Source organism: Peristeroidobacter soli (assembly GCF_004138485.1).
Lineage (GTDB): Bacteria > Pseudomonadota > Gammaproteobacteria > Steroidobacterales > Steroidobacteraceae > Steroidobacter > Steroidobacter soli.
Genome location: NZ_ML142848.1, coordinates 1,008,764 through 1,025,071, shown reverse-complemented (window position 1 = coordinate 1,025,071; position 16,308 = coordinate 1,008,764). Strand labels below are relative to the sequence as shown.

The window sequence follows — 16,308 nt, the reverse complement described above, 5'->3', positions numbered from 1 at the left end:
GAATAGGCAGAGCCAAGGTTTGTTATGCGACATGAGTGGAGTATTCGGGGTAAAGCATGAGTGCTGAAGCAGCATTGCCGTCGCCTGCGCAGATGTCGGCTGGCATGCCGGCAGAGACGTCGACGCCCGCACAGCCGCCGCGGCCGACGCTCATTCCGCCGGCTTTCAAGCCGCTGGTGCTCCTGATTGGCATCGCAGCCGCAGTGGCCGCCGGTGTCGGCATCGTTCTGTGGTCGAAGGAGCCGACCTACAGTTTGTTGTACGGCGGTCTCGGTCAGTCGGATGCCGCGCAGATCGCGCAGGCGCTGGATACCAACGGCATTCCTTATAAGCTCGAAGGCGGCGGCACGATCACTGTGCCCGCCGATCGCGTGCACGACGCGCGCTTGAAACTCGCCGGTCAGGGTCTGCCGGAAGGCGATGGCGGTTTCTCCGTCATGTCGAAGGATCCGGGCTTCGGCGTCAGTCAGTTCATGGAAGGCGCGCGTTATCAGCACGCGTTGGAAACCGAGCTTGCTCGCACCATCACCAATCTGCAGGCCGTCGAGGGTGCGCGCGTGCACCTCGCGTTGCCTCGTCAGTCCGCGTTCGTTCGCGATCGTCGCAAGCCGAGCGCCTCGGTGTTCCTGCAGATGAAGCCGGGCCGTCGTCTGGAGTCGGAGCAGGTCACCGCGATCGTGAATCTGGTCGCGTCCAGCATTCCTGAACTCGAAGCGGAGCAGGTCACGGTCGTCGATCAACAGGGCCGCCTGTTGTCGTCTCCCAATGGCACCAACACCGAAGTGGCCGAGCGCGAGAAGCAAATGGAAATCGCGCGCGAGCTCGAAGATCGTTACACGCAGCGAGTTCAGCAGTTGCTGGCGCCGCTGGTCGGCAGCGATCGCGTACGTGCGCAGGTCGTCGCCGATGTCGAGATGTCCACGACGGAAGAAGCTCGTGAGCAGTACCGGCCGGAAAGCCAGATCGTTCGCAGCGAGCAGACATCGGAAGAGTCGAGCCGTAACGGTGCAGGTTCGCAGGGTGTGCCGGGGGCGTTGAGCAATCAGCCGCCGCAGCCGGGCACTGCGCTGCCGCCGGGTGCGAGCGCGACTCCGGCGCCGGCCGGCGCGACTGGCGCCGCGGCCGCCGCGAACGGGAATGCAAACGGTGCCGCGACCGTCGCGCCGCCGGACAACACGTCCAAGCAGGCGACTCGCAATTATGAAATCGATCGCACGGTGGCTTACACCAGGTCGCCGGCGGGCCGTCTCAAGCGCCTCACCGTGGCGGTGCTGGTGGACAACCTGCGAGCGACCGGCGAGGACGGCAAGGTCACTGAAACGGCGATCACGCCGGAGCAGATCGAGAATATGACCAAGCTGGTCAAGGACGCGATCGGTTTCAACGAACAGCGCGGTGACAGCGTCAGCGTCGTGAATCAGTCGTTCCGCGGCGAGACCAAGCCGGAAGACATCGTGCCGGACAAGATCCCGCTGTGGGAACAGCCGCTGATGCGCGACATGGCGAAGTTGCTGGTCGGTTTGATCGCACTGCTGGTGCTGGTGTTCGCGGTGTTGCGACCGATGCTTCGCAGCTTGTTGGGCGTGCCGCCGAAGGTCGAGAAGAAGGGCAAGGACAAGGACGACAAGCAGGCTCAAGTGCAGCAGGTGAATCCAGTCGCTATGGCGATGGCAGCGCCGGCAGCGCTCGCCGCCGATGGCAGCCTGGCGGCACCGCTCGATTATGACGGACAGATCGCGGCAGCCCGCGCTCTGGTGGCGCAGGATCCCGCTCGTGTGGCGCAGCTGGTGAAGACGTGGGTCGGCGATGATGAGTAAAGATAAGGAACCCAAGCGCAACGGCACTGAGCGTGCCGCCATCCTGTTGCTGTCGCTCGGCGAGGCGGAAGCCACCGAAGTGATGAAGCACATGGGCGCCAAAGACGTGCAGCGCATCGGCGGGGCCATGACCCAGCTGCAGAATATTTCACGTCAGGAAGTGCAGGACGTGCTCGCCGGCTTCACCAAGGAGCTCGAGGAAAAGACCGCGCTGGGCATCGGCGTCGACGACTATCTGCGCAAGGTGCTGATCGGCGCGCTCGGCGAAGACAAGGCCGGCGGCGTGATCGATCGTATTCTGTTCGGCCGCTCCAGCAAGGGTCTGGAGGCGCTGAAGTGGATGGACGCGCGCGCGGTCGCCGAGCTGATCCGTCAGGAACATCCGCAGATCATTTCCATCGTGCTCGCGTATCTCGATGCCGATCAGTCGGCGGAGATCCTGTCGCAGTTCCCGGATTGGCTGCGCGCGGACGTGATCATGCGTATCGCGACGCTCGACGGCATTCAGCCGACGGCGTTGCACGAGCTCGACGAAGTGATCGAGAAACAGTTCGCGGGCAAGACCGGCGCGCTCAAGACGTCGGTCATCGGCGGCATCAAGACGGCGGCGCAGATCATGAACTTCCTGGATTCGACCCAGGAGAGCGTGCTGATCGAGAACATCCGCAAGGTGGACGACTCGCTCGGCGGCAAGATCCAGGACCTGATGTTCGTGTTCGGCGATCTGGTCGAGATCGACGATCGTGGCATGCAGGAAGTGTTGCGCGCCGTGCCGGGCGAGAAACTGCTGCTCGCCATGAAAGGTGCCGAGGACGATCTCAAGGCGAAGATCTTCAAGAACATGTCGCAGCGTGCCGCCGAAATGCTCAAGGACGATCTGGAGTCGCGCGGTCCGGTGCGCTTGTCCGAAGTGGAAGCCGCGCAGAAGGAAATTCTGTTGCAGGTTCGTAAGATGTCCGAAGCCGGCACCATCCAGCTCGGCGGCAAGGGTGAAGAGTTCGTATGACGAGCCCGCCGCGCTACGAATTGCCGAGCATCACCAGCATGCAGGCGGCCGTGCAGGGGCGTCGCCCCGGCAAGACCGTGCAGGAGCTGGAAGATCTCGAACAGCGCACGTACGACGAAGCGTTCGCCAAGGGCCAGGAAGAAGGTCGCGCCCAGGCGCTGGCCGCGGTCGAGCGCGAGATGCGTCCGCAGCTTCAACAGCTGCAGACGCGCATCGAGCGTCTCGACTCCATCATCAATTCATTGGCGCGTCCGTTGGACGAGCTCGATCCCGAAGTGGAGGATCAGCTGTTGCAGCTCGCGCTGAGCATCGGCCGTCACCTGGTGCGTCGTGAGCTGCGCATCGATCCGAGTCAAGTGATCGCGATCATTCGTGAGACCGTGGCGCTGTTGCCGGCGTCGGCTCGCGATGTGCGGGTTCATTTACATCCTGAAGATGCGGCGGTCGTTCGCGAGAAACTCGCGGCGCCCGTTGGCGAGCGCGCCTGGACGATTGCTGAGGATCCGGTCATGGGGCGCGGTGGTTGCCGAGTCTCGACCGAGACGGCGCAGATCGATGCGCGTTTGGAAACACGGATCGGCAGCGTCATTAGCGCTCTGTTGGGTGACGAACGCGCGACGGCCGTGCGCGGCGACGAAGCGTCCGCTGACGCCGGCGCGTCTGCCGACATGTTTGGCGACGACGCCAAAGCGGGGCAGGTATGAACAGCGCGGCCTCACGCGGGAATTCATCGGGCGCGGACCTTGGGCCGCAGGACGCTCCGGTTCTGCAGCTCAAGCGTGGCGCGAACTGGGCCAGGCAGCTCCAGCGAGCCGCTCGAGTCGTCGAGAAAATGGAGCCGCCGCCGGTTGAAGGCGTGCTCACTCGCATGATCGGTCTCACGCTCGAAGCCGCGGGTTGTCAGGCCGCGATCGGCGATCGTTGTGACGTGCTGGGCTCGAACGGCCACAGCGTCGAAGCCGAAGTCGTCGGCTTCTCAGGCGACCGTTTATATCTCATGCCGACCGGCGACATTCATGGTTTGAAACCGAACGCGCGTGTCGTACCTCGCACAGGTGCGGGCACGGCGGTTGTCGGGCCGCAGCTCATGGGCCGTATCATCGATGGCGCGGGCAACGCGCTCGATGGCCTCGGGCCGCTGGATTGTGAAGATCGTATTCGCATGATCGGTGCGCCGATCAATCCGCTGATGCGTAAACCCATCGAGGAACCGCTCGATGTCGGTGTGCGCGCCATCAACTCGTTGCTCACCGTCGGTCGCGGTCAGCGTATCGGTTTGTTCGCCGGCTCCGGCGTCGGTAAGAGCGTGCTACTCGGCATGATGGCTCGCTACACGACGGCCGATGTCATCGTCGTCGGTCTGATCGGCGAGCGTGGTCGCGAAGTGAAAGAATTCGTCGAACGCATTCTCGGACCGGAAGGTCTGGCGCGCTCCATCGTCGTCGCGTCGCCGGCGGACAACCCGCCGCTGATGCGTTTGCATGGCGCGTGGCGCGCAACGGCGATTGCCGAGTATTTCCGCGATCAAGGCAAGAATGTGTTGTTGATCATGGATTCACTCACGCGCTTTGCTCAGGCGCAACGTGAGATCGGCCTCGCGATCGGCGAAGCGCCGGCCACCAAAGGTTATCCGCCGTCCGTGTTCGCCAAGTTGCCGCAGCTCGTGGAGCGCGCCGGCAACGGCGACAGCGGGTCGGGCTCGATCACCGCGTTCTATACGGTGCTGAGCGAAGGCGACGATCAACAGGATCCCATCGCCGACTCGGCTCGCGCGATTCTCGACGGCCACATCGTGTTGACCCGTCGTTACGCCGAAGCTGGCCACTATCCGGCCATCGACGTCGAAGCGTCCATCAGCCGCGTGATGCACGAGATCGTGCCGAACGAACATACGCAGATGGCGCGTCAGTTCAAACAGGCGTTATCGACCTTCCAGCAAAACCGCGACCTGATCGCGATCGGTGCCTATAACAAAGGCAGCGATCCGCGCATCGACGCGGCAATCGCCGCCTGGCCGGCGATGCAGAAGTTCCTCCAGCAGAACGTGCACGAGTCGGTCGACTACCGCACCAGCCTCGCGCAGTTGCAGGCATTGGTAGGCGGTTGAACTAGATGACCCGAGCGAAACGACTCGAACCGGTTCAGCACATCGTCGAGGAGGCGCAGCAGCGGCTGGCTCGAAGCGTCGCCACGTTCGAAAAACGAGTGCTGGACGGCGATAAGAAACTCGACGAGCTGGTGCGCTACAAGGCCGAGTACGAACAGGGCTTCCAGCAGCGTGCCGCGACCGGCATCGGCGTCATGGAGATGCGCGATTACCAGGCTTTTCTCGCAAGATTGGCCGAGGCCATCAAGCAGCAGCAGGCGCTTGTGACCCGTGCCCGCGCCGAACATGAGGCCGAGCGCTTAAAGTGGCAGGAAGCTTTGCGACGTTCCAAGGCGCTGGGCCACGTGGTCGAGCGCTGGCAGGCCGAAGAGCGCCATGTGACAGAACGGCGCGAGCAGCGCGAAAGCGACGAGCGCGCCCAACGCAAGATTCCCAGACCTTGATCCGACCATGACGCCCAGTGTTCCTTCTTCAGGTGGTCCCATGCCAGTCGCCAGCACTTCCACACCCGCTGCCGCTGCGCCCGCGACGTCGGCGTCGGCCGCGCCGTCGAGTGTTTCAGTGGATTTCATGTCGATGCTGGGTCAGCTCGCCGGCGCGGTCGCACCGACGCCTGCGTCGACAGCAATGCAGACAGGGCCTGCGCTGCCCGCAAGCAAAGATACGGAAGAGTTGGACACCGATCCGGACTCCACCGACATGATCGGCATGATGCCGTTGTCCTTGCCCGTGATGCCGACCGAAGTGAAACCTGACCTCGGGGCCGAAGCGGGCGCGCTGCTAGGTGTCGCTGGCGGGTTGGGTAAGTCGAAGGAGACGGTCGCTCCCGAAGCGCAGCTGCTCACCGATCTGATTCAGCCGGACGGAGCGGGCCAGGGCAAGTTCGAGATTCCTCAATTGCCCGCCGACAACGTGTCGCCGCTGCGCCAGGCCGATTCCGCACACGCTCGCCCGGTGAACGTTCCTGTTGGCACTGCGCAGTGGGCCGATGAGATCGGTTCGCGCATGACCATGATGGTGGAGCAGGGCAAGCACACGGCGTCGCTGCGGTTGTCGCCGGAACATCTCGGCCCGCTGGAGGTGCGGATCACGATGAATGGCGATCAGGCATCGGTGCAGTTCGGTGCTGCCCATGTCGATACGCGCAACGCCATCGAAAACGCATTGCCTCGATTGCGTGAAATGTTTGCGTCGACGGGCCTGTCGCTGGCGGATGCCAACGTTTCTCGTGAGCCGCCGCGTCAGCAGCAGAATCCGACGCCGCAATCTTCGTCGTCAGCGTCGGGCTTTGGTGGCGATGAGGGCGTGACCTCCGTGTCGGCGGCTCAAGTCCGGCTCGGCTTGCTCGACGCGTACGCTTAACCTTTCTTTCGCAGCCCGTCGTACATCGAGAATACCCACGGGCGCAGGGCGAGCAGCAGGCCCATACTGCGCTTGTCCTTGTCCGGCAGCCCCGAGTCGAGCGCGGCGAGTTCCGCGAAGTCGCGCGCGAGCAGCTCGGCTTTACGCGTCAGGATTTTCGCCGAGGCCTCGGACAACTCCGCCGAGGCGAAGCTGATCGACTCGTGCCGGCCGTTGAAATCGGACTGCAGGAATTCCGTTTTTACCTGCTGTTCATAGAGCCGGCGCACCGGCCCGTGACTGCGCCAGGAAATCACATTCGACGTGCGCAGCCGTACTTTCATCTTGGGCTGTAGCTCGATCAGCCTGGCCGCATCCAGCTTCACCAGCAGGCGACGCAACTCGCGCTCCGGCAGATCGAGCTCGCTGGCGATGGCCGGGGTCTCGCGTCCGTTGAGCAGGAGATGAAAGCAGGCGAGCAGGCGTGAATCGCTGGCCAGTGTTTCCTCCTGTTCGATGCTGAGCTGCTGGCCGCCGGGCGTGGTCTGCTGGGCCGCCATTCTGGCGACTTCCATGATGCTCAATCCCAGCGCCGTGCAGATCTGCTCCAGCCGCGCCAGTGAGAACGTTTCCTCGGCGAAGATGCGTTTGATCGATGCTTCGCTCAGGCCCACCGCCGTGGCCAGGTCGCGATAGGTCGTGCCTCGCGCCTTCAGGCTGCGTTTCAACACGGCAATGATTTGCGCGCACTCGCTCATCGGTTCTGGTTCCAGTCTGGCCGGGTGAGGCCCAGAGTATCGAATCCCGATACTTCCGCAAGCCTGGTTGCGGATTCCGGGGGTCGATCAGCACGCTTGCCCCATTCCTGGCAACACGGACCTGAACGGCATGAACGCGCTGACCTCGATCGATTCCTGGCATCGTGAGCTCTGCAACGACAGGCACTCTCATCTCAATGCGACGAGTGTGCTCGGCCGTCTCACTCCTCGCTGCGTGGAGGATGTGGTTCGTGCCGTGAAGACGAGCGAACACTTGAGTGTCGCCGGCTCCTGTCACGCCATGGGCGGCCAGCAGTTCGCGACGGATGCCTGGCTGCTCGACATGCGATCCATGAACAAGGTGCTCGGCTTCGATCGGGAGCGCGGCATCATTCACGCCGAGGCTGGCATCACCTGGCCGGATTTGATGCGGCACTACGTGATCGAGCAGCGCGACGGCGCCAGCGCGTGGGGTATTCGCCAGAAGCAAACTGGCGCGGATCGACTGACGCTCGGCGGTGCCGTCGCTGCAAACATTCATGGACGAGGGCTGTCGTACGCGCCGTTCGTCAACGACATCGAAGCGCTCGAAGTGGTGCTGGCCGACGGCTCGGTCGTGGCATGCAGCCGGACGCGCAATTACGAGTTGTTTCGGCTGATCGTCGGCGGCTATGGATTGTTCGGTGTCGTCACTTCGGTGAAGTTGCGTCTGGTGCCACGGCAGAAGGTCGAGCGCGTCGTGGAGCTCGCGCGGATCGAGCAGATCATGGAGCGCTTTCAGGAGCGCATCGACGCAGGCTATCTCTACGGCGACTTCCAATTCTCGAGCGCGCCGGAGGATCGCGGATTTTTGTCTCGCGGCGTTTTCTCCTGTTATCGGCCGGTCGCGCCCGATACACCGATTCCGCCGAACCAGATTCGATTGTCACCCGCGGACTGGCGCCGGCTCCTGTACCTCGCTCATCGCAACAAGTTGCGTGCGTTCAATGAATTCGCGGACTTCTATTTGCAGTCGTCAGGGCAGATCTACTGGAGCGATACGCATCAGTTGAGCGTGTACCTGGATGACTATCACGGCAAGCTCGATGAGGCGTTGCTGCCGCAGGTCCCCGGGTCGGAGATGATCACGGAGTTGTATGTGCCGCGGCAACGGCTGACTGCGTTCATGCTGGATGTGCGCAGGGACTTTCTCAGGCACCGGGTGGATTTCATTTACGGTACCGTGCGCTTGATCGAGCCGGATACGGAGACCTTGATCGCCTGGGCTCGCGAGCGCTTCGCTTGTGTGATTTTCAATTTGCACGTCGATCATGATCCGCGCGGTCTGGCTGCTTCAGCGGAGGCATTTCGACGGTTGATCGACATCGCCATTCAGCATGGCGGTAGCTACTTCCTCACGTACCACCGGCACGCTACGGCCGATCAATTGCGGACTTGCTATCCAACGTTCGAGCATTTCCTCGCCGCCAAGAGGCGCTTCGATCCACGCGAGGTGTTCCAGAGCGATTGGTATCGGCACTACCGGGATCAATTCGCGGGGGCGCGATGAGCATCGCGCGCGTGCTCGAGTCGAGTTCGGGGCGAATCGTCGTGCTGTGGAGCTGCGTTGCGTTGTTCTTGCTGCGCGTGTTGGGGCAGCTGGAGGTACTGTTGCTGGCACCGCCCTGGTTGCCATCGATGCACGACTGGTACTCGGGTCTGATTCCCTATCCGATCCTGCTGCCATTGCAGATCGCGCTTCTGATGCTCATGTCGGCCGTCGTGATGCGCGAGATGCAGGCGGGGCATCGTGCACGGGGCAATGGGCAGTTGTGGCTACGCCGGATCGCGGTCGTGTATTTCGCAGTGATGCTGTTGCGGTTGATCGTGCAGTTCCAGCGCGGCGCTGGGAACGTCATCGACGCTGGCGGCATTCCAGTCGCCTTTCACTGGGTGCTCGCGTTGTTCCTGCTCGTGCTCGGGCGGCGGGGTCGGTTAGCATGTCCGCCTGCTCAGAAGGGGGAGGCGGCATGAAGGTCGAGTTCTGGTTCGAGTTCGCGAGCACGTATTCCTATCCGGCGGCGATGCGCATCGAGGCGCTCGCGGCGGAGCGCGGTGTGCAGGTGGCGTGGCGGCCCTTCCTGTTGGGGCCGATCTTTCAGCAGCAAGGCTGGAACGATTCGCCATTCAATATCTATGAAGCCAAGGGCCGCTACATGTGGCGCGACATGGAGCGCATCTGCGAGAGCCTCAATCTTCCGTTGCGCAGACCGAGCAAATTCCCGCGCAATGGCCTGCTTGCCGCGCGAGTGGTGTGTGCGCATTCGGAAGAGGCATGGGTGCCAGAGTTCGTTCGCTCTGTGTATCGCGCGAACTTTGCCGATGACGCGGAGATTTCCAATCCGGACGTCGTGGCGCGATGCCTGACGCAAGCAGGTCAGGACGCTGCAACCCTGCTGGCGACGGCACAAACTCAGCTCGCCAAGGACAAATTCAAAGTTCAGACCGCGGCAGCGATGGAGCGCGGCATCTTCGGTGCGCCGTCCTTCGTCGTCGGGCGCGAGTTGTTCTGGGGAAACGACCGGTTGGAGGACGCGTTGGCCTGGGCTTTGCGCTGATCGGCGGTCATTTGCCGGGCTTGGCCGGGTTCGTCACGGCCAGGCTGGCCGCATATTCCCGAACGCGCGTGTCTCGATTCAATACCTGCACGGCTGCTGCGCGAAGCCGATCGGGATCGACGTCGAACAAGTCATCGCGCCTGCATTTCACGCCGTTCTCGGCCAGGTGCGCGTGCAGATCCCGCATCACTTGCCTGTTCGCGAACAGATGCGGCACGCCCTGGTCGTCGCCTTGATCGCTGTTGAACTTGCTGAGCAGGAACTGCAGCGAGTCTCGCGACATCCACAGCTCGGCGAGCTTGGCGCGATATTCAAGCTCCCAGGGCTGGAGCGCGGGGAACTGTTGGAGATCCGCGAAGTGCTGAGTTTCATGGCCCAGCAAACTGGCGCGGAACGCTTCACTGTCCAGGCCAAGAGGAAACGCGGGACCGACGGCGAACAAGCGCTCATCGGTGGCCCAGCCGCCGTTCGACCCTCGATCGCAACGTGCAAATGCGCTCCAACCGCGTGTCACGAAGTCGTTCAGCACTTCGAGCTTCACAGGATAAGTGCGTTCCGGCAGCTGAACTTCGCGCTGCGAAGAGTCCTGTTTCCGCCAGATCATGAGCTCTCGCAGCGGCGGCGTGTTGCCGAGCTGAGAGTAGTAGCCTCGTGCTCGCAGTTCGTGAGCGACACGTTCATCGAGGAGGCCCCAGTCGTCGATCGTGTCCGGCTCACCAAGTAACGCGCTGAGATCGCGCTGGAGCTGGCGGCCGTGACTATCGCGGTCGGTAGGCGCCATCAGCGCGCGCCACCAATACGTCTGATAGAGGCCGAGGACCTTGCTGACGAAAGGATCGCCCACGTCCGGGCGAGAGGGCGCCGAGGACTTCGCGCCGAAGCGCTGGAGCATGCATCGGCGATAGGCGATGTCCTTGCCGGCGAAGTGATTCCTCGGCACGCCCAGCAGGACCGACGCTGCGAGCTTCCCATTTCCCTGAAGCGCGGCTCTCGTGGATCGGCCGATGGCGTCTTCGCCAGCGGCGGTCGTGATGTAGCCGTCTTCGCCGGCGTAGCAACTCGTAATGCTCAACCATCCGCAAGCGAATAGAATTGCGCCAGCCGCTGCCTGCGTGAACTGCTGAAACATCGCTGCCTCGACGTCAATGATTCGGTCCGTCGGGTTGGACGCGAGCGGCGGGTCGAAGGGTTACACCAGATATTCAAAGAGCAACTGCTGCGATATCGTGCTGGCGAGGTGACAAATTGAAACAGATCCTGCTCGTCGCGCTAGGCGGCGCCCTCGGCTCGATGGCGCGCTTCAAGCTGTCCGGTTGGGTGTTGCACGCGACGCCGAACTGGCGCTTTCCCATCGGCACGCTCGCCGTCAATGTCATCGGCTGTTTCATCGCCGGGTTGCTGGCAGGCATGGCCGTGAAGCAGGACTTTTTCACGCCGGAGGAGCGCGTGTTCCTGTTCACCGGCATCCTGGGCGGGTTCACCACGTTCTCGGCGTTCGGCCTGGAGACGCTGTTGCTGTTCAAGCGGGGCGAGGCGGGCGTCGCGATCGCCAACGTGGTCGTGAGCATCGTCCTTGGCTTGCTGGTTGCATGGTTGGGCTACGGGATCACGGCGCGTAGCGCGTGACCGATGAGGAGCGAGCGATGAAGTTCCTGACCTGCACTCTTTCCGACCACGGCGCGGCGATTCTGGACATCCTCAACGAGCAGATCCGCACGTCCACCGCGGTTTATGAGTATGTCGAGCGCACACCAGACAGCATGGTGACCTGGTTCAAGGCCAAGGAGGCGAAGGGCTATCCGGTCATCGGCGTCGAGGACGAGCAGGGCACACTGATGGGGTTCGCCACGTACGGTGTGTTCCGCGAGCGTCCGGCGTACAAGTACACCGTCGAGCATTCGGTGTACGTGCACCAGGATCACCGAGGCAAGGGTCTCGGTCTGGCGCTGATGAAACGTCTGATAGAGGCGGCTCGTGCGCAGGATTTGCACGTGATGGTGGGCGGCATCGATGCGACCAACGCCGGCAGCATCGCCATGCATGAGAAGCTCGGCTTCGTGCACGCCGGCACGATCCGTGAGTCGGGCTTCAAATTCGGCGGCTGGCTGGATCTGGCGTTCTATCAGCTGACTTTACGCACGCCGCTGCATCCGATGGACGGCTGAGCGAGCGTCCAGCCTTTGACACTGGCGGAGCCGAGCTGGCAGGTAACTGTGACGTGCTGCTCAAGTGCCCGCGTCAGGATTCTGTCGCGCACTTGCGGTGTGTCGCAGTTCACACTGTGTTTTTCGCGTATTTCCCTTTTGAATTAATCACTTGCATGCTCGGGGCAGGGCGTGGCACGTGGCTTGCTCTTTAACCGGCGTGCGACGAAGTCTTCGAGGAAATGCGCGATGTCTGACGCTCCTGCTGGTGACGCTCCTGCGGCGCCTCCCGGCAAATCCAAAATGCTGGTGATCGTGTTGTGCTCGGTGCTCGCTGCGGGAGCAGCGGGCGGTGGCGTGTATTTCATGACCGCCAAGAAGGGCAAGGAAGAGCACGCCGAAGCCGCCGCCGTGCCGACCGCGAAGCTGCCGGCCATCTACAGCAAGTTCGATCCGCCGTTCGTGGTCAACTTCCAGAACAAAGGCATGATGCGTTTCCTCCAGGTCAGCGTCGAAGTGATGACCCGGGATCCGGCGACCGCCGAGATGATCAAGCAGCACGACCCGAAGCTGCGCAACGACCTGTTGATGCTGCTGGGGGGCCAGACCTTCGAGACGCTGAGCTCGCGTGAAGGCAAGGAGCAGCTGCGCACCGAGGCGCTCAAGGCAGTGGCCGACGTGATCGCGGCCGAAGGCGGCAAGGCCGAGAACGTCGAGCAGTTGTACTTCACCAGCTTCGTGATGCAGTAACCACAGAGATTGAGACATGTCCGGCAGTGACATTCTAAATCAAGATGAAATCGATGCCCTGCTACATGGCGTAGACAGCGGCGCGGTCAAGACTGAAGCGCCGATCGCGCCCGGCGAGGCGCGCAATTACGATTTCTCGAACCAGGTGCGCATCGTGCGCGGGCGCATGCCCACGCTCGAGATGATCAACGAGCGGTTCGCGCGCCTGTTTCGTATCAGCCTGTTCAACCTGCTGCGCCGGACCCCGGAGGTCGCGGTCGCACCGGTGAAGATGCTGAAGTTCAGCGAATACGTGCATTCGTTGCACGTGCCGACCAATTTGAATCTGGTGAAGATCGCGCCGCTGCGGGGCACCGGCCTGATCGTGCTCGATCCGAAACTGGTGTTCACCACGGTCGACAACTTCTTCGGCGGCAACGGCCGTTACGCCAAGATCGAAGGTCGCGAGTTCACCGCGACCGAGCAGCGGATCATTCACATGCTGCTCAAACACGTGTTCGCCGATCTGAAGGAAGCCTGGTCGCACGTGCAGCGCCTGGACATCGAGTACGTCAACTCCGAAATCAATCCGCACTTCGCCAACATCGTGAGCCCGACCGAAATCGTGGTGATCACCAGCTTCCACGTCGAGCTCGACGGCGGTGGCGGCGACATTCACATCACCATGCCGTACGCGATGATCGAGCCGCTGCGCGAGTTGCTGGACGCCGGCGTGGCGAGCGATCGCGTCGAGCACGACGAGCGCTGGGTCAGCGCGCTGAAGGAAGAGATCGAGGACGCGGACGTGGAATTAACGACACTTCTAGGCCGTGCCAAGCTGACCATGCGCCAGCTGATGGATCTGAAGGCGGGCGACATCCTGCCGTGCGACTTCAACGGTCGCGCCACCATCATGGCCGAGGACGTGCCCATCTTCCGGGGCAAGTTCGGTGTTTCCAACGGCCAGCAGGCCGTGCAGATCGAAGATCGTATTTCCCGTGTGCGTCCGCGGCTGCTGGACGTTCTGAACGCGAAGGCTTGAAACCATGAGCATGAGTAGAGAAGCGATGGAGGCGGCCCAGGCCGCCCAGTTTGCCGAGCTGCTGGAACAGGAGCAGCGTCAGCGCAACGCCGCCACCCAACCGCCCGCGGCCGAGGCCAGCATTCCGACCGGCGTGCCCGGCGATGTGAATCTGGACGTCATTCTCGACGTGCCGGTCACGCTGTCGATGGAAGTGGGCCGCACGCGCATCCCGATCCGCAACCTGCTGCAGCTCAACCAGGGCTCGGTGGTGGAGCTGGATCGCGCCGCCGGCGAGCCGCTCGACGTGTTCGTCAACGGCACGCTGGTCGCGCACGGCGAAGTCGTGGTCGTGAACGAGAAGTTCGGCATCCGTCTCACCGACGTGATCTCCCCGTCCGAGCGCATCCGCAAGCTGAAGTGAGTCGAGTCGAAGTGAGTCAGGCGAAAGTTCTCATGCCGCGCACCTTGATGCTGTCCGTCATTCGTGGCGTGGCACTTCGAGGTCTGGCCGTCACGGCCGTGATCGGCGTTCTGTGTCTAGCCGCGCCGATGGTGTTCGCCGCCGAGAAATTCGCGGCTCCCGAAGCGTCCCAGGCACCCGCCGCCGTCGGCGCGGGCAGTCTGACTCAAGTGACGCTGTCGTTGTTGCTCGTGTTGGGCGTCGTGTTCGCCGCCGCCTGGGTGACGCGTCGTCTGCGGGGCTTCGGCAAGTTTGGTAACGGCGCGCTTCAGGTGGTCACCGAGGTCGTCGTCGGTCAGAAAGAACGCGTCGTGCTCGTGCAGGTCGGCAAGCAACAGCTGCTGATCGGCGTGGCTCCCGGCCGCGTGAACACGTTGCACGTTCTCGATGAACCCGTGACGCCGCAGACACCGTCAGTTCCGGCTCCTGCAGCGGACGGCTCGACGCCGCAGCACCCCACCGATTTCAAAACCATCCTGAAGCGGAGCCTCGGGCTGTGATGCGAGCTTTCGACAAGCTGCGCGGCCGGGGGCTCGCGCGGTATGCGCTGGCGGCGCTGTTGCTGCTCGCACCGTTCATTTCTTTTGCTCAGGGCATTCCGGCGGTCACTGTTTCCACCGCGCCGGGCGGCGGTCAGCAATATTCGCTGACCTTGCAGATCCTGATCCTGATGACGGCGATCACGCTGTTGCCGGGCATCGTGCTGATGATGACGGCGTTCACGCGCATCGTCATCGTACTGGCCATCCTGCGTCAGGCACTGGGCGCCGGCCAGGCGCCGCCGAATCAAGTGTTGATCGGTCTGTCGTTGTTTCTCACGCTGTTCGTGATGGGACCGGTCCTCGACCAGGTGAACACGCAGGCCGTGCAGCCATACATGGAAGGCAAGATCGACGCGACCACCGCCATGAACACCGGCGTGGAGCCGCTCAAGAAGTTCATGCTCGATCAGACGCGCGAAAGCGATATCGCGACCTTCGTGCGCATCTCCGGCGGCCAGGGCTTCGACAAGCCCGAGGACGTGCCGTTGCGCATCCTGGTGCCGGCGTTCGCGACCAGCGAGCTGAAGTCGGCGTTCCAGATCGGCTTCCTGATCTTCATTCCGTTCGTGATCATCGACCTGGTGGTGGCCAGCGTGCTCATGTCCATGGGCATGATGATGCTGTCGCCGGTGCTGATCTCCTTGCCCTTCAAATTGATGCTGTTCGTGCTGGTCGATGGCTGGAGCCTGATCATGGGCACGCTGGCAGCGAGCTTCTACACATGACGCCCGAGACCATCATGACGATCGGCCGCCACGCGCTGGAGATCACCATGCTGCTGGCGGCGCCGCTGCTGCTCGCCGCGCTGGCGATCGGCTTGCTGGTCGGCGTGTTCCAGGCGGCGACTCAGATCAACGAAATGACCCTGTCGTTCATTCCCAAGCTGCTCGGCATGGCGGCGACGCTGGTGATCGCCGGCCCCTGGATGCTCAAGCTCATCGTCGGCTACACGCGCGAGCTGTTCGAGAGCATTCCCGGTCTCATTGGCTGACGACGCAAGCCGATGATCAATCTCACCACGGGACAGCTCGAAGCCTGGCTGGCGCAGTACCTGTGGCCGTTCCTGCGCATCGGCGCCTGTTTCATGATGGCGCCCATCTTCGGTGCCGGCTTCGTGCCGCCGCGCGTGCGATTGTTTCTGGCCGGCGCGATCACGTTCATCGTCGCGCCGCTGATTCCGGCGCCGAACGTCGAAGTGTTTTCGTTCGCCGCCGTGATCGTGACCCTGCATCAGGTGTTGATCGGCTTCGCCAGCGCGTTCGCGTTGCAGCTGATCTTCGATGCGCTCGCCATGGGCGGCCAGTTGCTGGCCAACACGATGGGTCTGGGTTTCGCGTTCAACGTCGATCCGCTGCGCGGTGTGAGCACGCCGGTGCTCGGTCAGATGTATATGATTCTGGTGACGTTGACGTTCCTGGCGATCAACGGTCATCTGGTGCTGATCGAACTGCTGGTGCAAGGCTTCACGACCTTGCCGGTGGGCATGACCGGGCTCAACAGCGAGATGATCTGGCGCCTGGGCGAGTGGGGTAGTCAGCTGTTCGCGGGCGCGTTGGTCGTGGCGTTGCCCGGCATGGCCGCGCTGCTGGTCGTGAACCTGGCGTTCGGCGTGATGAGCCGCGCCGCCCCGACGCTGAATCTGTTCGCGGTCGGTTTCCCGATCACGCTGATCTCCGGCCTGGTGATCATGTACGTCGGCCTGCCCTCGGTGCTGGTCGCTTTCAATCAATCACTCGAAGCGGCGTTCGGAGTCATCCGTACGCTGCTCAGAATCTCGCCATAG

19 protein-coding genes and 1 pseudogene are annotated in these 16,308 nt (G+C 62.8%); 18 read left to right on the top strand and 2 right to left on the bottom strand.

What is annotated here, in order from left to right:
* Positions 1–56 precede the first annotated feature (56 nt).
* From fliF to EKO19_RS04110, 6 genes are all read left to right on the top strand, one after another.
* Positions 57–1,817: a flagellar basal-body MS-ring/collar protein FliF gene (gene fliF, locus EKO19_RS04135; protein WP_129775124.1), complete on the top strand. Its 1,761-nt coding sequence runs from the start codon at positions 57–59 to the stop codon at positions 1,815–1,817.
* Entirely contained in the window at positions 1,810–2,823 is a 1,014-nt protein-coding gene (fliG, locus tag EKO19_RS04130) for a flagellar motor switch protein FliG (RefSeq protein WP_129775984.1), read from the top strand. Before fliF ends, fliG begins: the two co-directional genes overlap by 8 nt.
* Entirely contained in the window at positions 2,820–3,527 is a 708-nt protein-coding gene (locus EKO19_RS04125) for a flagellar assembly protein FliH (RefSeq protein WP_129775123.1), read from the top strand. Before fliG ends, EKO19_RS04125 begins: the two co-directional genes overlap by 4 nt.
* A 128-nt stretch (positions 3,528–3,655) precedes the next feature.
* Positions 3,656–4,930 carry a flagellar protein export ATPase FliI gene (gene fliI / locus EKO19_RS04120; protein ID WP_246038851.1) on the top strand — a complete coding sequence of 425 codons (1,275 nt, stop codon included), beginning with the start codon at positions 3,656–3,658 and terminating at the stop codon, positions 4,928–4,930.
* A gap of 5 nt (positions 4,931–4,935) precedes the next feature.
* Entirely contained in the window at positions 4,936–5,373 is a 438-nt protein-coding gene (fliJ, locus tag EKO19_RS04115) for a flagellar export protein FliJ (RefSeq protein WP_129775121.1), read from the top strand.
* A gap of 40 nt (positions 5,374–5,413) precedes the next feature.
* The gene (locus EKO19_RS04110) at positions 5,414–6,292 is read left to right on the top strand and encodes a flagellar hook-length control protein FliK (RefSeq protein ID WP_157995110.1); all 879 of its coding nucleotides are present in this window, start codon (positions 5,414–5,416) and stop codon (positions 6,290–6,292) included.
* Here EKO19_RS04110 and EKO19_RS04105 read toward each other — a convergent pair.
* Complete coding sequence (locus tag EKO19_RS04105) at positions 6,289–7,029, bottom strand: helix-turn-helix domain-containing protein (RefSeq protein WP_129775119.1); 741 nt, start codon at positions 7,027–7,029, stop codon at positions 6,289–6,291. The genes EKO19_RS04110 and EKO19_RS04105 overlap by 4 nt on opposite strands.
* A gap of 130 nt (positions 7,030–7,159) precedes the next feature.
* On the opposite strand from EKO19_RS04105, the gene EKO19_RS04100 reads away from it, so the two are divergent.
* The 3 genes from EKO19_RS04100 to EKO19_RS04090 are packed head-to-tail and all read left to right on the top strand — an operon-like array spanning position 7,160 to position 9,626.
* A complete protein-coding gene (locus tag EKO19_RS04100; protein WP_129775118.1) occupies positions 7,160–8,578 on the top strand; it encodes an FAD-binding oxidoreductase in 1,419 nt (472 codons plus the stop codon).
* Positions 8,575–9,042, top strand: coding sequence for a hypothetical protein (locus EKO19_RS04095; RefSeq protein WP_129775117.1), 468 nt, complete (start codon positions 8,575–8,577; stop codon positions 9,040–9,042). Before EKO19_RS04100 ends, EKO19_RS04095 begins: the two co-directional genes overlap by 4 nt.
* Positions 9,039–9,626 carry a 2-hydroxychromene-2-carboxylate isomerase gene (locus EKO19_RS04090; RefSeq protein ID WP_129775116.1) on the top strand — a complete coding sequence of 196 codons (588 nt, stop codon included), beginning with the start codon at positions 9,039–9,041 and terminating at the stop codon, positions 9,624–9,626. The genes EKO19_RS04095 and EKO19_RS04090 overlap by 4 nt, the downstream gene beginning before the upstream one ends.
* A 7-nt stretch (positions 9,627–9,633) precedes the next feature.
* Here EKO19_RS04090 and EKO19_RS04085 read toward each other — a convergent pair whose 3' ends face one another.
* Positions 9,634–10,755, bottom strand: a complete 1,122-nt coding sequence (locus EKO19_RS04085; RefSeq protein ID WP_129775115.1) for a hypothetical protein — start codon at positions 10,753–10,755, stop codon at positions 9,634–9,636.
* A 116-nt stretch (positions 10,756–10,871) separates the two neighbouring features.
* On the opposite strand from EKO19_RS04085, the gene crcB reads away from it, so the two are divergent.
* The 9 genes and pseudogenes from crcB (at position 10,872) to fliR (ending at position 16,308) form a co-directional block, all read left to right on the top strand.
* Positions 10,872–11,252 carry a fluoride efflux transporter CrcB gene (gene crcB / locus EKO19_RS04080; protein WP_129775114.1) on the top strand — a complete coding sequence of 127 codons (381 nt, stop codon included), beginning with the start codon at positions 10,872–10,874 and terminating at the stop codon, positions 11,250–11,252.
* A gap of 17 nt (positions 11,253–11,269) precedes the next feature.
* A complete protein-coding gene (locus EKO19_RS04075; protein ID WP_129775113.1) occupies positions 11,270–11,791 on the top strand; it encodes a GNAT family N-acetyltransferase in 522 nt (173 codons plus the stop codon).
* 228 nt (positions 11,792–12,019) lie between these two features.
* Complete coding sequence (locus EKO19_RS04070; RefSeq protein ID WP_129775112.1) at positions 12,020–12,520, top strand: flagellar basal body-associated FliL family protein; 501 nt, start codon at positions 12,020–12,022, stop codon at positions 12,518–12,520.
* 16 nt (positions 12,521–12,536) lie between these two features.
* Complete coding sequence (gene fliM / locus EKO19_RS04065) at positions 12,537–13,541, top strand: flagellar motor switch protein FliM (RefSeq protein WP_129775111.1); 1,005 nt, start codon at positions 12,537–12,539, stop codon at positions 13,539–13,541.
* 148 nt (positions 13,542–13,689) lie between these two features.
* Positions 13,690–13,944: pseudogene (gene fliN, locus EKO19_RS39725) on the top strand (flagellar motor switch protein FliN); the annotation flags it as partial.
* A complete protein-coding gene (fliO, locus tag EKO19_RS04055; RefSeq protein ID WP_129775109.1) occupies positions 13,941–14,483 on the top strand; it encodes a flagellar biosynthetic protein FliO in 543 nt (180 codons plus the stop codon). The pseudogene fliN and the gene fliO, both read left to right, overlap by 4 nt.
* Positions 14,483–15,250: a flagellar type III secretion system pore protein FliP gene (fliP, locus tag EKO19_RS04050; RefSeq protein WP_129775983.1), complete on the top strand. Its 768-nt coding sequence runs from the start codon at positions 14,483–14,485 to the stop codon at positions 15,248–15,250. Before fliO ends, fliP begins: the two co-directional genes overlap by 1 nt.
* Positions 15,247–15,516 carry a flagellar biosynthesis protein FliQ gene (gene fliQ, locus EKO19_RS04045; protein ID WP_129775108.1) on the top strand — a complete coding sequence of 90 codons (270 nt, stop codon included), beginning with the start codon at positions 15,247–15,249 and terminating at the stop codon, positions 15,514–15,516. The genes fliP and fliQ overlap by 4 nt, the downstream gene beginning before the upstream one ends.
* Positions 15,517–15,528: 12 nt before the next feature.
* The gene (gene fliR / locus EKO19_RS04040) at positions 15,529–16,308 is read left to right on the top strand and encodes a flagellar biosynthetic protein FliR (RefSeq protein ID WP_129775107.1); all 780 of its coding nucleotides are present in this window, start codon (positions 15,529–15,531) and stop codon (positions 16,306–16,308) included.